This is a genomic window from Flagellimonas sp. S3867 (assembly GCF_014698935.1).
Classification (GTDB): domain Bacteria; phylum Bacteroidota; class Bacteroidia; order Flavobacteriales; family Flavobacteriaceae; genus Flagellimonas.
In genome coordinates this window covers 399,673-419,565 of the sequence record NZ_JACVMN010000002.1, presented here as the reverse complement: position 1 = coordinate 419,565, position 19,893 = coordinate 399,673, and the positions used below count along the sequence as shown (strand labels likewise).

At 38.8% G+C, this 19,893-nt stretch carries 14 protein-coding genes; 11 read left to right on the top strand and 3 right to left on the bottom strand.

Annotated elements, in window-relative coordinates; translation table 11 throughout:
* Positions 1-4 precede the first annotated feature (4 nt).
* The 8 genes from uvrC (at position 5) to IAG46_RS09540 (ending at position 12,519) form a co-directional block, all read left to right on the top strand.
* Positions 5-1,795, top strand: coding sequence for an excinuclease ABC subunit UvrC (gene uvrC / locus IAG46_RS09575; RefSeq protein WP_190810849.1), 1,791 nt, complete (start codon positions 5-7; stop codon positions 1,793-1,795).
* Between the two features lie 3 nt (positions 1,796-1,798).
* Entirely contained in the window at positions 1,799-4,066 is a 2,268-nt protein-coding gene (locus IAG46_RS09570; protein WP_190810134.1) for a patatin-like phospholipase family protein, read from the top strand.
* Between the two features lie 370 nt (positions 4,067-4,436).
* Positions 4,437-5,216 carry a DUF3108 domain-containing protein gene (locus IAG46_RS09565; protein ID WP_190810133.1) on the top strand — a complete coding sequence of 260 codons (780 nt, stop codon included), beginning with the start codon at positions 4,437-4,439 and terminating at the stop codon, positions 5,214-5,216.
* Positions 5,217-5,221: 5 nt separating this feature from the next.
* The gene (locus IAG46_RS09560; RefSeq protein ID WP_190810132.1) at positions 5,222-6,184 is read left to right on the top strand and encodes a tryptophan 2,3-dioxygenase family protein; all 963 of its coding nucleotides are present in this window, start codon (positions 5,222-5,224) and stop codon (positions 6,182-6,184) included.
* Positions 6,185-6,189: 5 nt separating this feature from the next.
* The gene (locus IAG46_RS09555) at positions 6,190-7,473 is read left to right on the top strand and encodes a peptidoglycan DD-metalloendopeptidase family protein (RefSeq protein WP_190810131.1); all 1,284 of its coding nucleotides are present in this window, start codon (positions 6,190-6,192) and stop codon (positions 7,471-7,473) included.
* A 1-nt stretch (position 7,474) separates the two neighbouring features.
* The gene (gene pgi / locus IAG46_RS09550; RefSeq protein ID WP_190810130.1) at positions 7,475-9,112 is read left to right on the top strand and encodes a glucose-6-phosphate isomerase; all 1,638 of its coding nucleotides are present in this window, start codon (positions 7,475-7,477) and stop codon (positions 9,110-9,112) included.
* 166 nt (positions 9,113-9,278) lie between these two features.
* Positions 9,279-11,993 (top strand): TonB-dependent receptor, encoded by a 2,715-nt coding sequence (locus tag IAG46_RS09545; protein WP_190810129.1) that lies wholly within the window; start codon positions 9,279-9,281, stop codon positions 11,991-11,993.
* An 88-nt stretch (positions 11,994-12,081) separates the two neighbouring features.
* Positions 12,082-12,519, top strand: coding sequence for a hypothetical protein (locus tag IAG46_RS09540; RefSeq protein WP_190810128.1), 438 nt, complete (start codon positions 12,082-12,084; stop codon positions 12,517-12,519).
* A gap of 66 nt (positions 12,520-12,585) precedes the next feature.
* Here IAG46_RS09540 and IAG46_RS09535 read toward each other — a convergent pair whose 3' ends face one another.
* Entirely contained in the window at positions 12,586-13,623 is a 1,038-nt protein-coding gene (locus tag IAG46_RS09535) for an endonuclease/exonuclease/phosphatase family protein (RefSeq protein ID WP_190810127.1), read from the bottom strand.
* Between the two features lie 108 nt (positions 13,624-13,731).
* On the opposite strand from IAG46_RS09535, the gene IAG46_RS09530 reads away from it, so the two are divergent.
* From IAG46_RS09530 to IAG46_RS09520, 3 genes are all read left to right on the top strand, one after another.
* On the top strand, positions 13,732-16,467 hold the full coding sequence (locus tag IAG46_RS09530; RefSeq protein ID WP_190810126.1) for a TonB-dependent receptor: 2,736 nt from the start codon (positions 13,732-13,734) through the stop codon (positions 16,465-16,467).
* Positions 16,468-16,476: 9 nt separating this feature from the next.
* Positions 16,477-17,838: a DUF5689 domain-containing protein gene (locus tag IAG46_RS09525; protein WP_223826642.1), complete on the top strand. Its 1,362-nt coding sequence runs from the start codon at positions 16,477-16,479 to the stop codon at positions 17,836-17,838.
* 89 nt (positions 17,839-17,927) lie between these two features.
* Complete coding sequence (locus tag IAG46_RS09520; RefSeq protein WP_190810125.1) at positions 17,928-18,413, top strand: hypothetical protein; 486 nt, start codon at positions 17,928-17,930, stop codon at positions 18,411-18,413.
* Between the two features lie 78 nt (positions 18,414-18,491).
* Here the strand turns inward: IAG46_RS09520 and IAG46_RS09515 are convergent, their stop codons facing one another.
* Both IAG46_RS09515 and IAG46_RS09510 read right to left on the bottom strand, forming a co-directional pair.
* Complete coding sequence (locus IAG46_RS09515; RefSeq protein WP_190810124.1) at positions 18,492-19,022, bottom strand: lipid-binding SYLF domain-containing protein; 531 nt, start codon at positions 19,020-19,022, stop codon at positions 18,492-18,494.
* Positions 19,023-19,111: 89 nt separating this feature from the next.
* The gene (locus tag IAG46_RS09510) at positions 19,112-19,723 is read right to left on the bottom strand and encodes a DinB family protein (protein WP_190810123.1); all 612 of its coding nucleotides are present in this window, start codon (positions 19,721-19,723) and stop codon (positions 19,112-19,114) included.
* Positions 19,724-19,893: the final 170 nt, after the last annotated feature.

The window sequence follows — 19,893 nt, the reverse complement described above, 5'->3', positions numbered from 1 at the left end:
TTATATGCCCGAACCTCCTTCCATTAGTGTTCAAATAAGCGCCCTGCCGAATAACCCTGGAGTATATCAATTTTATGATGCCGAAGGCAAAATCCTTTATGTGGGAAAGGCCAAGAACCTGAAAAAACGTGTTTCTTCCTATTTCAATAAAAAACAAGAATATGGAAAGACAAGGGTTCTTGTAAAGAAAATCAATAGCATAAAACATATAGTGGTAGCTACAGAGTCCGATGCACTCTTGTTGGAGAACAACTTGATCAAGAAACTCATGCCCCGCTATAATGTCTTACTTAAAGACGACAAATCCTATCCCTGGATCTGTATTAAGAAGGAGCGTTTTCCAAGGGTTTTTTCAACCCGGAAGCTGATCAAGGATGGGTCGGAGTATTATGGCCCTTACACAAGCATGAAAACTGTAAGAACATTATTAGATCTTGTAAGAAGTCTATACCCATTGCGAACTTGCAATTATGATTTATCCAAGGATAAAATTGAAGCTGGCAAGTACAAGGTTTGTTTAGAATATCATTTGGGAAATTGTTTGGGTCCCTGTGAAGGTTTACAAAAAGAAGAAGATTATCAGAAACAAATTGAGGACATTAGACAGATCATCAAGGGGAATTTTAAAAGTTCACTGCAATCTTTTAAGACACAAATGAAAGACTTGGCCACAGCCATGGAGTTTGAAAAAGCGCAAAGGATAAAGGACAAAATTGATATTTTGGAAAATTATCAGGCTAAATCCACCGTTGTTAATCCAAAGATCAACAACGTTGATGTGTTCACCATAATTTCGGATGAGACCCACGCTTATGTTAATTTCGTGCAGCTTTCCCATGGCGCTATTATCAGGTCGCATACAATGGAAATTAAAAAGAAACTGGAAGAGACCAATGAAGAATTACTTCAGCTTGCTATAACAGAACTCAGACAACGGTTCAAATCCCAATCTAAAGAAATTTACCTTCAATTTCCGGTAATGGTTGAGGAAGACCTTAAGGTCACCTTGCCAAAACTGGGAGATAAAAGAAGGATTTTGGAGCTTTCCGAACGCAATGCCAGATTTTTTAGACAGGATAGGTTCAAACAGATAAAAATTACTGATCCGGATAGACATACCAAGCGAATAATGGCTCAAATGAAAGCTGATTTAAGACTTTCGGAGGAGCCAACGCACATTGAATGTTTTGACAACTCCAACATACAAGGAAGCAATCCTGTAGCGGCCTGCGTGGTTTTTAAAAATGGAAAGCCCTCTAAAAAAGAGTATCGCCACTACAATATCAAAACAGTTGAAGGCCCTGACGACTTTGCGAGTATGGAGGAAGTAGTTTTTAGAAGATATAAAAGATTGCTCAATGAAGATGAACCATTGCCCCACCTTATAGTTATTGATGGAGGCAAAGGTCAGCTTTCAAGTGCATTGAAAAGTTTAGATATTTTGGGCCTTCGGGGGAAAATAGCGATTATAGGGATTGCCAAACGATTGGAAGAAATTTACTTTCCTGAGGATCCCATTCCTTTGTATTTGGATAAAAAATCGGAAAGTTTGAAAATTATCCAGCAATTGAGAAACGAGGCGCATAGATTTGGGATAACACATCATCGCAACAAAAGAAGCAAAGCCGCCATAGATTCTGAACTCGAAAATATTGAAGGGATTGGAAAAAAGACAGCAGAACAGCTTTTACAACAATTTAGATCGGTAAAACGAATAAGAGAAGCAACCATTGAGAGCCTTGCGGAATCTATAGGTATGGCCAAGGCAAAAAAAATCTATAAATCGTTCCACTAGCACATGAACTTTAAAAACATTGTAATAAGTAGTGTCTTCATTTTGTTTGGAGTTTTGGGTTGGTCGCAGACCTCGAATAACAATGACGATCTAAAGGTGGGGTTGGTTCTGAGTGGTGGAGGAGCCAAAGGCTTGGCACATATTGGAGCACTGAAAATTATTGATGAGGCCGGAATAAAGGTGGATTATATTGGTGGCACAAGTATGGGAGCCATTGTAGGGGCCCTATATGCCTCTGGGTATTCGGCAAATGAATTGGACTCCATTTTTAGGGTAACCAATTTTTCACGGCTCATCCAGGACAATGTGCCCAGGGGGGCCAAGACTTTTTACGAAAAGGAGGATTCTGAGCGTTATGCACTTAGTCTTCCCTTTACCAACTTTAATGTTTCCTTTCCGCAAGCAATTTCTGGAGGCCAAAATATTTATAACGAATTGGTGCGTCTTCTTTTTCATGTAAAAGATGTTCAGGATTTTAAAAAATTGCCAATACCCTTTTTGTGTATCGCAACCAACGTGGAGACTGGTGAGGAGGTTTTGTTGGATTCTGGGTACTTACCGGAAGCGATTATGGCCAGCGGTACATTTCCTTCGCTTTTTGAACCCGCGGAAATAGAAGGAGAAATTTTGATTGATGGAGGGGTGGTCAACAATTATCCGATAGATGAAGTAAGAGCGCTTGGCGCCAACCTTATTATAGGTGTGGATGTTCAGCATGGACTGGCCACCAGGGAATCACTTTCGTCCGCAACAGAGATTTTACTTCAAATCAACAATTATCGCACGGTAAACGATATGAAATTGAAGGCGGAAAACACGGACATCTATATTAGGCCAGATATTGATGATTTTTCGGTTATCGATTTTGATCGCGGCACCGAAATTATGGATAGTGGTGAGAAAGCAGCTTCAGCTACTATTGAAAAGCTAAAAGAACTTGCTCAAAAGCAAAAGATCGTTATCAGAAGCAGTAAAAGAATTGAATCGATGGATAGCCTAACTATTAATCGATTGATCATAAGGGGAAATGACCAATATACAAGAGGGTACATAAAAGGTAAGCTAAGGTTTAGTCTAGCGGAGAAAATCCCGTTTGACAAATTAAAACAGGGCATGAATAACCTATCGGCAACAGGGAATTTCAAGGCAATTAGGTATAAATTGGTTTCAAACGGACTGGGTACGGACCTTATTCTAAAATTAAAGGAAAACCCCACCAAAATGTTTATAAAGATGGCGGCTCACTACGATGACCTTTATAAAAGTTCCGCATTGATCAACCTAACAAAAAAGAACTTTTTAATGAAAGATGATGTGGCTTCCTTCGATTTTATTCTCGGCGACCATATTCGATATAATATGCAATATTACTTGGACAAAGGTTTTTATTGGAGCTTAGGGATCAATTCAAGATTTACAGATTTTGATGAGGAAATTGATTTTGGACTCATTCAATCCAATTTTGATGCACCCATTGATCCCAACATTCGTGAAATCAATCTTGATGTTACCGATTTAACCAACCAGATCTATCTGCAAACGGTGCTCAGGGAGGAATTTGCCTTTACCTTGGGAGCCGAGCACAAGCTTTTAAGATATAGCACCAGAACATTGAATCAGTTTGAAGAAAACGAAGCAGCGCTGCAATTGTCATCTTCAGATCGGACCTTCTTTGACAATTCTAACTTTTTCAGTGCTTATGGAAAAATTACTTTGGACACCTACGACGATAAATATTTTCCGACGAAAGGAGTGCTTTTTGATAGTGATTTCCATTTGTATCTCTTTTCATCAGACTTCAATGATAATTTCAAGGAATTTTCAATTGGAAAAGCAAAATTGGGAACAGCCTTCCCATTGGTGGATAATTTAACCTTGAATTTGGAGACTGAAGGTGGGTTTAAATTGGGCACCTCTGGTGTAACATCTTTCGATTTTGTTTTAGGTGGGTTTGGCAACGATTTCATAAATAATTTCACACCTTTTATCGGATACGATTTTTTGACCCTTCCTGGTAACAGCTATGTAAAAGCATATGGTAGATTGGACTACGAATTTGCCGCCAAGAATCATTTTTTATTTTCTGCAAATTTTGCAAACGTCGATGATGATCTGTTCAGAACCGGAGAATGGTTTTCAGAACCCAGCTTTTCAGGATATGGAGTTGGCTACGGACTGGAATCTTTTTTGGGGCCGATACAAATCTATTATTCATGGTCTCCCGAAAGCGATAATAGCAATGTATTCTTTAGTGTAGGATACTGGTTCTGATCCAGACAAAAAACAATCTAAAAACCTTGATTTTTGTAGGGGAAATATGGAATGGTGTGGGTACAAAACCCCTAATTTTTCTTAATAAATTGCCAAATGTTCGCTATTTGATAAAAAGATAGTTAAAGTACGTTAAAACTTACATTACTGAAAGGTCTTAATGTATCTTTGTGTCACATAAGGGGTGGTTCCCTTATAACTTTAAGTATTGGTTTTTCATAATTTAAAGTTTGGTTGGTTATTTAGGAAAAGCCCAGTTCACAAACTGGGCTTTTTTTGTATATAATATTTTGGAACAAGTTTTGTTAAGTATATATAAAGTACTGAAAGCGAGATGTGATTTTAGTAATTTTATACCGACAAAAGAATTATGAAAAAAATTGTTACCATATTCGCCCTCCTACTTATCATGCCACTTATGGCCCAAAAAACCCGTCCAGCGTTTAAGGCCGGAGAGTGGTTAAAATTTCGCATACACTACGGTTTTTTGAATGCGAGCTATGCAACCCTTCAACTCAGTAATGATTCAATCGATAGCATTCCGGTCTACCATGTTGTGGGAAGAGGCAAGACAACAGGTTTTGCCAGCATCTTTTTTAAAGTAGACGACACTTATGAAAGTTATTTTGGAAAAAAAGATGGAAAGCCGCACCGTTTCATTAGAAAAATAAACGAAGGAGGTTATACCAAGGACATCGAGATAGATTTTTATTATGACCAAGACAAGGCCATTTTAAAAGACAATAAAAATGGGAAACAAATGGATATTCCCGTGCACGATGACATTCAAGATTTGTTATCGGCTTCCTACCATTTGAGAAACAAATATGCTTTGGCTGATTTTGAAGTTGGCGAATCCATAGATATGGATATGCTGTTTGATGACGATGGAGTTTACAAGTTTAAACTGAAGTTTTTAGGAAAAGAAATCATTCGAACCAAGTTCGGCAAAGTAGAATGTCTTAAATTTAGGCCCGTGGTTCAATCAGGCCGTGTTTTTAAAGAACAAGAGAGTCTTACCCTGTGGGTTTCCAACGATTTGAACAAAATTCCAGTTCGAATCAAAGCAGATTTGGCCGTTGGATCATTAAAAGCAGATTTAGATGCCTATAACGGGCTAAGAAACCAGTTTAAAATCATAATGAAATAGCTTGAATGAAGAATGATGAGCGAATTGAGTCCCAAATCAATAAGCTTGAAGAAAAGTACAAAAACTCTGGACAAGACTTAAGCTCTTACCTTGACGGACTCCTTTATCAACGATACCTTACCTACTGGGATTATATCCATTTAGATACCTTGTTGAGCATTCAGGTGCCGCGCACACACTTTCCCGATGAAGAAATCTTCATCATGTATCATCAAATTACTGAGCTTTACTTTAAGCTGATTCTGCATGAGCAAAAACAGATAGTCGAGGACAAATCCCAGGACCTAGCCTTTTTTATCGAAAAAGTGAATAGGATCAACAACTACTTTAAAGCATTGACTTCTTCTTTTGGCATTATGATCAGAGGAATGGAGAGGGAGCAGTTTTTAAGATATCGAATGGCATTGTTACCTGCTAGTGGATTTCAGTCAGTACAATACCGAATGATAGAAATTTATGCCACTCCTTTAGAAAATCTGGTTCATTATACAGAACGTGAAAATTATTCAAAAAAAGACGGTATAGAAGAACTTTTTGAACATATTTATTGGAAAAAAGGAGCAACAGATCTAACCAGCGGAGAAAAGACATTGACCCTTAAACAATTTGAGTTTAGGTATACACCAAGATTGTTGCGAATAGCAAACCAGGTCAAGCATAGCAACATTTACCATAAATACCTTCAATTACCGGAGGATGCAAGAAATGATGAAACTTTGATCAAATCATTAAAAGATTTGGATCTAAATGCGAATGTGAACTGGCCCCTGATGCATATGGGGTCGGCATATAGGTATTTGGCCAAGGAAAATAAGGAGGTTGATGCTACCGGAGGCACAAATTGGAAAGACTTTTTGCCTCCAAGTTTTCAGAAAATAATATTTTTCCCAACTTTGTACTCTGAAGAAGAGCTGGATATGTGGGGAAAACAATGGGTTGACCATATTTTTAATCCAGCTAACAAGTAATAGAGATGCAAAGATTTTTTGGGGCAATCTTGGCACTATTGGTATTAGTGTCTTGCAAAGAGAAGAAAGAATTGGTACAGCAACTGGAACCTAAAGACCCAGTTCAAAAACCTATTGTAAAACGATTTGGGTTTAATCTGGATGATTTCAGTGTCGTTTACGATACCATAAAAAAAGGGGAAACTTTCGGAGAGCTCATGCTCAAAAATAAAGTAGACTACCCCAAGATCATTCACATTGCAGAAGAATACAAAGACACTTTTGATATTCGACGGATAGACAGAAAACCATATGTGCTTTTAAGATCAAAAGACACTTCCGAATCCGCCCAGGTTTTTATTTATCAAAACGATAAGATCAATTACACTGTTTTTGATTTTAGAGACAGTACGGCCAATGCTTATAAAGGAAGGAGAAAGGTAAAATCGGTAGAGCGAGAGGTGGCCGGAATTATCGAGAACAATCTTTCCGAAACACTAGATAACTTAGGAGTGGATTATAATGTGACCATAGACCTTTCGGAAATCTATGCATGGACCATTGATTTCTTCAGATTGGAAAAAGGTGACAAGTTCAAGGTCATTTACGATGAACATTTTATAAACGATTCGGTTTATGCTGGACGCGGAGCTATAAAAGCAGCGCTTTTTGAACATAAGGGCACACCCATCTATGCATTTCCCTATGTAACCGACTCCCTAAAGAACATCTTGGATTATTACGATCAAGACGCCAACAATTTGCGAAGCACATTTTTAAGAGCTCCCATAAAATTTGGATATCGACTTTCTTCAAGATATAATTTAAGAAGAAAGATTGCCTATTACGGATACAGAGTAAGACCCCATAAAGGAACAGATTATGCCGCTCCGGTTGGCACTCCCATAATCGCAACCGCAGATGGTACAGTAACCGAATCGACCCGAAGAGGTGGAAATGGCCGATATGTTAAGATCAGGCATAACGGAACCTATAGTACTCAATACCTTCACATGAGAAAGCAAAAAGCAAAGCGGGGAGAATTTGTTAGACAAGGAGACGTTATCGGCTGGGTAGGCATGACCGGAAATACTGGAGGACCTCATGTTTGCTATAGATTTTGGAAAAACGGAAGACAAGTAGATCCATTAAGAGAAAAATTACCATCAGCTGAACCTATTGTCGATTCTTTGCGAGTTGGATACCTAGCTCATATTGACCCATTAAAAACCCAGTTGGATTGCATAGAGTTCTTGGAGATGGCTCCCATTCCCATAGAACAGGAAGATCAAATAACACTGAACCCATAAAATGACGTTGCCCACCACCAACCCTACGACTACTCAGACCTGGAAAAAACTTTTAGAACACCATAAAGAAACAAAGGATACTCACTTAAGAGAGCTATTTGCTACCGACAAGGATCGTGGGCAAAAATTTTCATTGCTTTGGAATGATTTCTTCGTGGATTTCTCAAAAAACCGGATTTCAGAAGAAACTTTTTCTCTCTTATTGGATTTAGCTGATGAAGTTGGGCTAAAAGAATCTATTTCAAGTTATTTTGGTGGCGAGGCCATTAACCAGACTGAAGGTCGGGCAGTGCTTCATACCGCACTAAGGGCCAAAAAAGGGGATGAAGTTTTCGTTGATGGTGAAAACATTGTTCCAGAGGTATATCAGGTGCGTGAGAAGATAAAGACTTTCACTGAATCGATAATTTCTGGAAGTAAGAAGGGCTTCACCGATAAATCTTTTACCGATGTTGTGAATATTGGAATCGGGGGATCTGATTTAGGGCCGGCTATGGTCGCTGAGGCACTTAAATTCTACAAAAATCATCTAAAAATGCACTTTGTCAGCAATGTAGATGGTGATCACGTAAATGAAGTCCTAAAAGCACTTGATCCCGAAACCACTTTATTTGTTGTGGTATCCAAAACCTTTACAACCCAAGAGACATTGAGCAATGCATTGACCATTAAAAAATGGTTTTTGAATCATGCCTCCGAGGCGGACATTGCAAAACACTTTGTTGCAGTTTCCACAAACATTCAAAAAATAAAAGAATTTGGCATAGCTGATGAAAATGTGTTTCCGATGTGGGATTGGGTCGGCGGACGTTTCTCCCTTTGGAGTGCGGTGGGATTGTCCATAGCTTTGTCTGTAGGACACAAAAACTTCGAAGCCTTGTTGGATGGAGCCAATGAAATGGACACTCATTTTAAAGAAACCCCATTTTCAGAAAATATTCCAGTAGTTTTGGCTTTGTTGAGCGTTTGGTACAATAACTTCTTTGGGGCCGAAACAGAAGCGATAATTCCCTACACCCAATATTTACATCGATTTTCGGCCTATTTGCAGCAGGGCATCATGGAAAGTAATGGTAAAAGCGTAGATAGGGCAGGAAATAGATGCAACTACGAAACCGGCACTATTATTTGGGGAGAGCCCGGCACAAACTCCCAGCATGCATTCTTTCAATTGATTCACCAAGGAACCAAGTTGATTCCAGCCGATTTTATAGGATTCAAAGAATCACTCCATGGAGATAAAGACCACCACAACAAGCTCATGGCAAACTTCTTTGCCCAGACCGAAGCATTAATGAATGGGAAAACTGCAGATGAGGTACAATCCGAATTGCAAGCACAAGGTCTAACTCAAAACGAAATATCTTCCTTGCTCCCGTTTAAGGTTTTTGAAGGGAACAAACCCACAAATACTATTTTGATAGAAAAGTTGGATCCAAAAAACTTGGGGTCTTTAATTGCACTCTATGAGCATAAAATCTTTGTTCAGGGTATTATCTGGAATATTTTCAGTTATGATCAATGGGGTGTGGAATTGGGCAAACAGCTTGCAAAAAATATACTAGATGATATTGAAAGTTCCGAAATTGGCAAACATGATAGTTCAACCCTGAACCTTTTGCAGTTTTTTAAGAAATGATTTAAAGTTTCTTAAAATTCAAAATACTCGTAATCACCTGTTTTTCAGTAGTTTAAATAATCATTGATATTTATTATATTTGGTTTTCTTAACGTTAACTTAACATTTTGAATGTTAAAAAACGGGACTTTTGTAATGCTATTCAAATAACTTAAACACTACTGAAATGAAAAAACTGTATGTATTAATTGTGGCGCTCTTTAGCACCATGATTATGTTCTCGCAAGGAACAGTTTCTGGTACCGTAATGGACGGTGATCTTGGAAGTCCACTTCCTGGTGCCAGTGTTGTGCTTCAAGGAACAGACAATGGAGCATCAACTGACTTCGATGGTAAATTTGCACTTGAGGTTTCCGAAAGTTCGGGAACACTTGTAGTTTCTTACATCGGATTTATTACCAAAAGAATTTCTTTCAGTTCTTACGGAGATTTGGGATCAATCACTTTGAATCCTGATGCCGAAGAACTTGAAGGTGTTGTTGTAACTGGAATCTTGGATATTGCCAAGGATAGGGAAACACCTGTTGCTGTGTCAACTATCACAGCTTTAGAAATTCAAGAAAAACTTGGTTCACAAGAACTACCTGAAGTATTGAAATCAACTCCATCCATCTATGCTACTAAAACAGGCGGTGGATTTGGAGATGGTAGGATCAACGTACGTGGATTCGATTCTCAGAACACTGCGATCATGATCAATGGAATTCCAGTGAACGATATGGAAAACGGCCGTGTATTCTGGAGTAACTGGGCTGGCCTTGGTGATGTTACCACTGCGATGCAAGTTCAAAGAGGTCTTGGATCTTCCAAACTGGCGATTAGTTCAGTTGGCGGGACCATTAACATTCTTACCAAATCAACTGATAAAGAAGAGGGCGGTTCCGTTCGCTTTGGAGGTGGTAACGATGGGTACATGAAAATGACGGCCTCTTATAATACGGGCAAAAGTGAGAATGGATTCGCAGCCTCAATATTGTTGGGAAGAACAGACGGAGACGGATATGTTCAAGGGACAAATTTTGAAGGCTATAATTACTTCATCGGATTGGGGTATGAGCCAAATGACAAGAACAGCTTTCAGTTTGTACTTACCGGAGCACCTCAAGTTCACAACCAAAGAACATCGAGCTTCTTTAACGTAGCAACACTAGCAGACCATGTACAATACGGGGCTAAATACAACTTTAACGGTGGTACCCTAAACGGAGAGCAATTTGGATGGAGAAGAAACTTTTACCATAAACCGATTGCTTCTTTGAATTGGGATCACAAATTCAACGATAAAACAACACTTTCTACCTCTCTTTATGCTTCAGTGGGAAGAGGTGGTGGAACAGGGGACATAGGTGTTGGTCCAGGTTTTGGCTTCGCTAGTTCCAGTAGATATCGTATACCAGAGACTGGACAAGTAGATTATGATTTAATTTCAAGATTCAATAGTGGTGAGGCAGTTACTTTCTATAATGGGGATAACGGCGGAAATCCACGGCAAATAGCCCCTACCAATGGTGAGCAAATTGTAACAAGCTTTGGAGATGGAATTATTCGAAGAGCTTCCATGAACTCCCATAATTGGTTTGGACTTATTGCAAACTTACATACTGAAATCAACGATGAATGGAGTTGGGATGTTGGTCTAGATGCCAGGAGTTATAAGGGAATCCACTATAGAAGAGTAGATAACCTTTTAGGAGCGGACGGATATTTTGATGATGATGACATGAACAACCCAAACCATACCGTAAGACAGGATGGTGCTATAGCCTCTGATTTTGGTTCAATCATCAACATCTTTAAAAATATTGATGAAGAAGAAAAAATCGATTACTATAACGATGGTATAGTAAGATGGTTGGGTACCTTCGGACAATTGGAGTACAGCAATGGAATTGTATCTGCATTTGTACAAGGAGGTTTCTCTCAACAAGGATTCAAAAGGATAGACTATTTTGGTTATTTGAATTCTGACCCAGAACAAGAAACAGATTTTGAGAACAGATTGGGCGGAAACATCAAAGGTGGTGTTAACTATAACATTAATGAAGCTCATAACGTTTTTGTAAATGCAGGATATTATTCAAAACAACCATTGTTTGATGCTGTTTACTTGAACTTTAGAAATGACCTTAACCCAGAGTTGACTAATGAAAAAATCTTGGGTCTGGAAGCAGGTTATGGAATCAATCTAGGAGATTTTAGAGCAAAAATCAACATCTACAGAACCTCTTGGAAAGATAGGTTTGAAGATTTGGATATAGAAACTCCACAGGGAGACGAGGGAACGGCCAATATTAATGGCGTTGAACAGATTCACTCTGGATTTGAACTTGAAACTAGTTACAGAGCTTCCGAAGTTGTGCAGTTTAAAGGAATGCTTTCTATGGGTAACTGGGAATATGGAGGAGATGCAAATGGAACAGCTCTGGATGACGATAGAAACGTTATTGATCCAGATGTAACTTTGTATTTAGATGACGTTAAAGTTGGAGATGCCGCTCAGTTCACCACCAATTTGGAAATGATCATCAGACCGTGTGATAATTTGAAGTTGAGCACTAATCTTTACTCAGCTTCCAGATTGTTTGCACAGATCAATGCTGAGGATTTCGCAGACCCAGACCATCAAGGTTCTTTAAGACTGCCAAGTTATAGTTTGGTTGATTTTGGAGCATATTACAAGTTCAATATTGGTGGGGGCAACGATGCAATTAGCATTGCGGCCAATGTCTACAACCTTTTTGATACAGAGTACATTGCCGAATCATTGACAAACACTTTTGCAAGCGGTAATGACGCAACCTTTAGAGGATTGAATACAAGAAACAAAGTGTTCTTTGGTTTTGGAAGAACATGGAACATAAGCATGAGATATAACTTCTAGGAGTTCTTATCCAACATTTTGAAAAACCCGCCGATCGGCGGGTTTTTTTATGGCTAAAATCCTTACTTTTAGAATTCAAACTTTACCCATGGAAATTTTACGTTCACTTCACTCTTACTTTGCCTATATAGTATTGGCACTTTTAATTTTTGCAGTTTTCAACGCCCTAATGGGCTGGCTGGGAAAAAAGGAGTTTACCATGCATAAAGATTTAAGGATTAGTCTTTTTGCCCTGATTTTAACCCATATGCAATTGGTCATTGGGTTGATTTTGTTCTTTGTTTCTGCAAATGGTCTTAAGGCCATCCAAACTTTGGGAATGGGCGGTTTAAATTCGGCGGCTCGTTTATTGGCTGTGGAACATCCCTTTATCAACATTTTGGCTGTTGCTTTGATTACTATAGGATGGTCTCGCCATAAAAAGAAAAATGAGAGTGTGGCAAAATTCAAGAGCATTGCCATGTTGTACGGTTTTGGACTGCTATTGATTTTAACGCGTATTCCTTGGAATCAGTGGTTTAGTTAAAATCTTAAATATCATTCCCACGACCGCGTGTGCCTAAAACTTTAGCGGAGGTGCAAAGCGGGAATCTTATTCTGTTTCCTTGATCAAAAACAAATACACGGGAAAATGGTCGCTATAACCGCCGGTGTACGTGCCTCCTACATAGGTTCTTAAAGGATAACCTTTATATTTTCCATTTTGCACTTTTAAATAGGGAGGGGAGTATACTCCAGCTTTCCAAAAGCGAAAACGCTCGCTGTTTTTTTGTGCTAAGTTTGTAGTCATAAAAAATTGATCAAAAAGATTCCACTTGTCTCGATACGCCAATGAACCAATTCCTTTTTTGTACAATTTCTCCATGGGATTAAAAAGTGAAATACTATCTAGCCTTTTAATTTTTCCTTGAGTTTTTAAAATCTTTTTAAGGCTGTCGTCACGTGGGTCATCATTTAAATCACCCATGCTGATGATTTTCGCATCAGGATTTAATCGTTGAATAGAATCAATAATCCGTTTGTTTAGCAATGCGGCTCGTATTCGATTGGGTTTACTTTTGGATGCTCCACCCCTTCTTGAGGGCCAATGGTTAACAATAAAATAAAACTCATCATCATCTAGCATTCCTCCAACAACAAGTTGATCGCGGGTGTAATTCCTTTCCCCTAAATCATCAAACAAAAGCAGCCGATGACTCTTAAAAGATGATGGTAAAAATGCCGATTTCTTAAAAAGGAGAGCCACATCGATACCACGTTCATCAGGTGAATCAAAATGTATGATGCCATAATTTTTCTTGATAAGATTGTCATGTTGAATTAAATCTTCAATAACAGTTTTGTTTTCAACTTCACAAAGTCCAATGATATCTGGCGATGTTTCAGTAACATTTTCAGTGATTTTGGAAAGCACTTCCGAAACATGTTCAATTTTGTTGTTGTACCGTAGCTCTGTCCATTTATAACGACCTTCTGGCGTACGGTCATCATCGAAGATTAGAGAATCATTTTTGGTATCGAAAAGGTTTTCAACATTGTAGAAAACCACAGAACGAACCCTGTAAGTTTTCTGGGATTGTGCCGAATGAAAAACGGAAGTCAACACAAATACGTAGGTAAAAAATTTCATTTGGGTTTTGTTTTTTGCTCGAAAATAAGTAAGATTGTTTGTTTTTCGTACATATATCGAAAGATAATAGCCCCGAAACTTATTTAATTAACCTACTATAGCGAGCCTATGAGAACTGCTTTGTTCTTGTCTGTGTTTTGTTATGCTGGATTCTTCTATGGCCAGCAAAACATAACCATTACAGGATTTGTAAAAGACAAGGTCACAGAAAAACCTATACACAATACTGTAATTTATATACAGGAGTTTTCCAAAGAATTTTTTACCGACACTCAGGGTCGATTTCAAATTGAAACTTCTTTAACAGGAGAACATGTACTCAACATTAGTAGTCCGGACTTTGTATTGAAACGTCTTCCCCTGTTTTTAGAAAATCAGCACCTTGATTTGGGGATTATTTTTTTGGAGAAAGACCTCCAGACTGAAAAAGAAGACAACTTAATTGCTCTTACCGAAGGAGATTTATCCAATGATGGAGAAATTATTTCAGGATCTTCAGGATTGCTTCAATCCACTAGAGATGTTTTTTTGAGTCGTGCTGCATTTGATTTTGGACAGGCATTTTTTAGGGTAAGGGGATACGATTCTAGAAATGGAATTGTAATGCTTAATGGAATTCCTATGAATAAACTTTTTAATGGCCGTCCGCAGTGGAACAATTGGGGAGGACTTAATGATGTAACTCGAAATCAGGAATTCACCAATACCCTGTCTCTAAATCGGTATACATTTGGCGGATTATTGGGGAGTACCAACATAGATTTAAGGCCGTCCCAGCAAAGGCCAGGGACTAGGTTGTCAAGTTCCATTTCCAATCGAACTTATAGGGGAAGAATTATGGCGACCTATAATTCCGGACAGAATCAAAATGGATTGGCCTATACTTTTTCTTCTTCCCGAAGGTGGGCCAGTTCAGGATATGTTGAAGGAACGCTATATGATGCATATTCCTTTTTTGGAGCCGCCGAGTATAAAATCGACTCAAAACATAGCATTTCTCTTTCCTCAATCCTGGCCAAAAACCGAAGAGGCCGGTCTGCCGCAATTACAGATGAGGTATATGAACTCATTGGCAACAAATACAATCCATATTGGGGGAATCATAATGATAAAATGAGAAATTCACGGGAACGACAAATTTTTGAACCCTTGTTTTTGCTCAACTATTTTGGGAAATTCAAGAAGTGGAACTGGAACTCAGGCGTTGCCTATCAATTTGGCTCAAATGCCAGAAGTAGACTGGGGTATTTTAATGCACCAAGTCCAGACCCCACATATTACAGATATCTTCCGAGCTTTTATTTGAACAGTCCCATAGGTGCCGATTTTACTAATGCTGGTTTGGCCAAAAGTGGATTCCTTGAGAACTCCGCATTAGACTGGGCATCTTTATATAGGTCCAATGCCAATAATGATGGAAAAGCGGCCTATGTGTTCTATGATGATATATCCAAGAGCCATCAACTGACCCTATCAAGCGCTTTCAATTACAGCATAAACGAACACATAAAAATGGGCTTTGGCCTTAATCACAAAACCATGAACTCCGAAAATTATGCTGAAGTACAAGATTTGTTGGGAGCCCAAATTCATGAGGATTTGGACACATTTTCAAACACTAGAAATGACCTAAATGGAAATCTTGGCAAGGTCGAAAAAGAGAAGTTCAGCTATAATTATTACCTAAATACCTCCGAGACGGAAGCATTTGGCCAGCTGCAGGTAGATTTCAACAAAGTAAGTGGTTTTGCATCTATAGCGCTCAACAATTTTGGCACACAAAGAGAAGGATTATTCCAAAATGAACGGTTTTTGGAAAACTCATTGGGCAAGAGCGAAAAAGTTTCCTTTTCCAACATAAAACTAAAAGGAGGAACTTCTTTTTTCCTTTCTGCGCGACATTGGTTTACAGTAAATGGGGCCTTGATGGAACGGTCTCCAACCATGCAGAATATATTCATCAACCCGAGGGAAAACAACGAAGTTGTTCCAGAAATTTTGAGTGAGACCATTAACTCAATTGATATGGGGTACCATATTCGCTTGCCAGATGTCAGCGGCCGAATTAGTGCTTACTATACTAGGTTTCAAAACACTACCGATATCAATTTCTTTTATGTTGAATCAGGCTTGGGGTCAGATTTTGTACAAGAAGCGGTTACAGCATTGGACAAACTTCACAGGGGTATCGAATTTGGCATGCAATACGAGGTTTCTTCCAGTGTGAAACTATCAGCAGCTGGTAATCTTGGGCAATATGTTTATGCCAGCGATCCTAGAGTACAGATAAATTTTGACACTTCCGGAGAGGAAGAAGACCTTATTAATCTGGATGGAAACATCGATTTGGGCATTGCTAAACTTAAAGGCATAAAACTAGCTCAAGGACCTCAAACAGCATTTGCATTAGGAGTGGAATATCGTAGTCCCAAATATTGGTGGGCAGGGGCAACCACAAATTATCTAGCAGGTAATCATGTCGATATCTCAACAATCAGATACACCGATAGTTTCCTTTTAGACCCGGATACGGGGGAACGTTTTTTAGATGCAACTGACGAAAATGTTGGGGAAATACTGAAACAGCAAAAATTAAATGATTTCTATTTGCTCAATTTGGTTGGAGGAAAATCTTGGTTGTTGGACAAAAAATATGTCAGCGCCTTTTTGAGTATAAACAATCTTTTTGATGAGATTTTTAAAACAGGGGGTTACCAGCAAGGCAGAAATGGAAATTATGCTCAAATGTATAATGATAACCTAGGTGGGACCCCCTCATTTGGACCCAAATATTGGTTTGGTTTTGGGCGCACCTATTTTTTAAATCTAGCCGTGAGTTTTTAAATAGAACGTATGAGAATTAAGAATAAAATAGGAGGTTTTTTGATTTTGGGAACAATGTTGTCATGTGTAGAGGGTACGGAATTCGATGTGCCAAAACAAGCCTGCAATTTGAAATTGGAACCCAATATCAGCTTTGCCGAGTTGGAAGCTATGTGCCAAGAAGAAGCAATACAAATACATGAAGATGTAATCATTGAAGGGTATGTGATTTCCTCAGACAAAAGCGGAAATTTTTACAATGCCCTGTTGATTCAGGATAAACCCAACAACCCATCAGCTGGGATTCAATTGGAGATAGAATTAAGGGAATCCCATTTATCTTTTAAGCTGGGGAGCAAGCTCTTTGTAAAACTTAAAGGATTATATCTTAAAAAGACGGGCTCAATAATAGAACTTGGCGGGACATTTTCTTCTTTCGGAAACATTTCTGTTGGTAGATTGCCCACGCTTAAAATCAAGGACCATCTATATCCATCATGTGAAGATTTGGAGCCGGTGGAACCTACATCGACCACACTTTTAGAACTGGACAGCATAGGACTAAATACCTTAATTCGAGTTGACGGAATGGAAGTGGTTGATGGGGAAATTGGAAATACTTTTGCCACTTCTGGACAGGAAACCAAACGTACACTTAAAGATTGTGAAGAGAATACCATTGTTTTGTTCAACAGCGGATTTTCAGATTTTCAAGATGAACCTTTACCCCAGGGTAATGGAACTATAATTGGAATTCTACAAAAAGACAAAGATGAGTTCCAGTTGATAATCAGAGGTAGTAACGACTTGGACTTTTCAAATGAACGTTGCCCAGAAATTATTACCGAATTTACCTCAGCCCAGTTTTTTATTTCTGAATTGGCGGACCCTGATAATAATTCAAAAGCAAGATTTGTTGAATTGTACAATGCTGCCGAAGAGCCTTTGGATTTGAATAAATGGTCATTGAGACGCTATACCAATGACAAGACAGAGGTGAGCTCTACAATTGATTTATCCGGTTTTGTCGTCGAGCCCAAAAACACTCTTGTTATTTCTCCTAATGCTGTCGAATTTGAGTTAGTGTATGGTTTTTCGCCGGACATGGGAGTGTCGACCAATAGTCCGGCGGATTCCAATGGAGATGACAATTTAGAATTGGTAGACCCCTTCGGGGTCGTTATTGATAGGTTTGGAGTAGTTGGCGAAGATGGTTCTGGCACCAATCACGAATTTGAAGATGGCAGGGCCTTAAGAAATGCTAACATTACCGAAGGTAATCACATATACACTTTTGAAGAGTGGACAATTTTTAACGATACGGGTGATTCGGGGACAACAAAATTGCCCCAAAATGCACCTGAGGATTTTACTCCAGGAGTTAGGCAATAGATGCCCCCTTGAGGGCTTCGTTTGGGTTGCAAAACGTCCAATCCTTCACATATTCACGTAAATCATAGCATAACATAATAACCATAACTATGAAACACGTTTTATTTACCCTTGTTTTGGGTCTTGCACTAGTTTTTCAGGGCCAAGCCCAAGAAATTTCAAAACATGCACTTGGAATCCGTGCCGGCGACGACGACGGCTTTGATTCTTTGGGAGCTGAAATTAGCTATCAATTGGGTCTTACCGAGAATAACAGATTGGAATTTGCTCTCGGGATTAGAAGCGGTGACGCTTATGATGCCTTTAAGGCCGTAGGTCTTTATCAATGGGTTTTCCCATTGGATCAATCTTTCCATTGGTACGTAGGAGCTGGTGCTGGACTTGGAAATGTAGATGTTGATGGAGTTGGATCGAGCACCTTTGCCTTGTTGGCCGGGGATATCGGAATTGAGTATAACTTTAAGATTCCATTACTTTTATCCTTGGATATTAGACCAGAAATTGGTTTTGGTGATGAAGGCTACGGCAGTGATTTTGACTTTGATCTAGGACTTGGAATCAGATACCAATTCTAATTCAATTACACATAAAATAGAAAATCCCAAGAAGTTTTTAATCAGCCTCTTGGGATTTTTTATGACCTTTTAATAAAGTTAAAACGGCTTATAACTGAATTTTTGGCCACCCACGGAGGCATCAGCCATTAAACCAGCCTTAGGAAGCGCAAAAACCGCGACCCCATCCTTATATTTTGCATTAAATGCTATTCCGGACTTTAAAGCCACCGCCGAAGTTTCCGCGGCAAAAGCGAATTTTCCTTCCTTAAAACGTTGCAGGTCCACCGAGGTTTCAAAGAAAATAACTTCGATAATGGCCTGTCCGCCAGCTTGCAATCCAATATTCAATTTTTTAAGGCCTGCCATTCCAACACTAGCACCTCCTTCATACACCACTCCATTGCCTGAGGCGCCGCCAATGATAAACCCACCCTTGCCAACATTGGGGAAAATCACATAGCCGGCAGAGTTATCAAAGAATCGTTCAAGTCCCGAATCCGCCTTTAAAAGTGTTTTTTTTGCCTTTTTGGCATCGTTCATTATTTTTCTATCCTTCTTATTTTGGGCAAATGTTGCAGATGTGGCCAACATCAAGCAAATTAACACAAGAGGTCTAACTAATTTCATATAGTATTGTGTTTAAAAATGAAGGTTAAAGGTAAAAAATAAACCCCTTCCAATATGGAAAGGGTTTGCCAATAAGTGTTAACACTAGTTTACTTTCCCTTCGGGAAAAGTTTGTGTGCCATTATTTCTTTCATCTGATTTACATGTCGTTCTGTATGTCCCGACATAAAAAGAACTACTTGAAGACCATCAACCGTTCCAAAAGGAAGATTGGAATTGTAGCGATTTCTTAGATCGTCATCTGTTGTTTTAATGTAGTTGATGTGTTCATCTCTTTTGTCCATAAAGGCTTTCACAGTAGCATCGTGCGAACCAAACTTACCCGTTGGTTCAAAAGGTTCTCTGGTCTTAACTCTTTTAGATCTGTCTGAGATGATGCCCAAAAGTTGATCATCCTTAAATTTCACAGAATCTTTAAGGGCAGGATTTGGACCTGCGGCCACCGTTTTTTGGATCATTCCACCAAAAGCATTTTCAGAAATTGCAAGGTGCTCAACACATTCTGCAATGGACCATGCATCCTCTTCTGCTTTAAAGTTTAGTTGTTCTTCCGAAAGTCCATGGAGAACATTGGACATTTCGTTACGAGTTTTCTTCAAATGATCAACAGCCATTTTGCGGTCATCATCCGATAGTTTGAAAGTATCTGCACTGAAACTTAAAAGTAATATAGCAACCAGTGGTAAAATCAGTTTTTTCATTTTTGTTATAGTTTAAAGTTAATTTTAAAATGTATAGACTTTATTCATAGACGTTTACCAAGTACGAAATTGGACAAGCAGTGATTTCAAAGTTAATGTAAATATGCACCATAAAAGGGGGCAAATATGCCAAAATGAATGTTGATTTGAGCAAAAAGGAAGGTTTTAGT

Bases quoted from the DNA above. Each gene is read 5' to 3' on its own strand.
- IAG46_RS09515 (WP_190810124.1), bottom strand. From the start codon at position 19,022: ATGAAATTAGTTAGACCTCTTGTGTTAATTTGCTTGATGTTGGCCACA.
- IAG46_RS09555 (WP_190810131.1), top strand. From the start codon at position 6,190: ATGCAAAGATTTTTTGGGGCAATCTTGGCACTATTGGTATTAGTGTCT.
- IAG46_RS09520 (WP_190810125.1), top strand. From the start codon at position 17,928: ATGAAACACGTTTTATTTACCCTTGTTTTGGGTCTTGCACTAGTTTTT.
- uvrC (WP_190810849.1), top strand. From the start codon at position 5: ATGCCCGAACCTCCTTCCATTAGTGTTCAAATAAGCGCCCTGCCGAAT.
- IAG46_RS09510 (WP_190810123.1), bottom strand. From the start codon at position 19,723: ATGAAAAAACTGATTTTACCACTGGTTGCTATATTACTTTTAAGTTTC.
- IAG46_RS09570 (WP_190810134.1), top strand. From the start codon at position 1,799: ATGAACTTTAAAAACATTGTAATAAGTAGTGTCTTCATTTTGTTTGGA.
- IAG46_RS09540 (WP_190810128.1), top strand. From the start codon at position 12,082: ATGGAAATTTTACGTTCACTTCACTCTTACTTTGCCTATATAGTATTG.
- IAG46_RS09560 (WP_190810132.1), top strand. From the start codon at position 5,222: ATGAAGAATGATGAGCGAATTGAGTCCCAAATCAATAAGCTTGAAGAA.
- IAG46_RS09565 (WP_190810133.1), top strand. From the start codon at position 4,437: ATGAAAAAAATTGTTACCATATTCGCCCTCCTACTTATCATGCCACTT.
- IAG46_RS09530 (WP_190810126.1), top strand. From the start codon at position 13,732: ATGAGAACTGCTTTGTTCTTGTCTGTGTTTTGTTATGCTGGATTCTTC.
- pgi (WP_190810130.1), top strand. From the start codon at position 7,475: ATGACGTTGCCCACCACCAACCCTACGACTACTCAGACCTGGAAAAAA.
- IAG46_RS09535 (WP_190810127.1), bottom strand. From the start codon at position 13,623: ATGAAATTTTTTACCTACGTATTTGTGTTGACTTCCGTTTTTCATTCG.
- IAG46_RS09525 (WP_223826642.1), top strand. From the start codon at position 16,477: ATGAGAATTAAGAATAAAATAGGAGGTTTTTTGATTTTGGGAACAATG.
- IAG46_RS09545 (WP_190810129.1), top strand. From the start codon at position 9,279: ATGAAAAAACTGTATGTATTAATTGTGGCGCTCTTTAGCACCATGATT.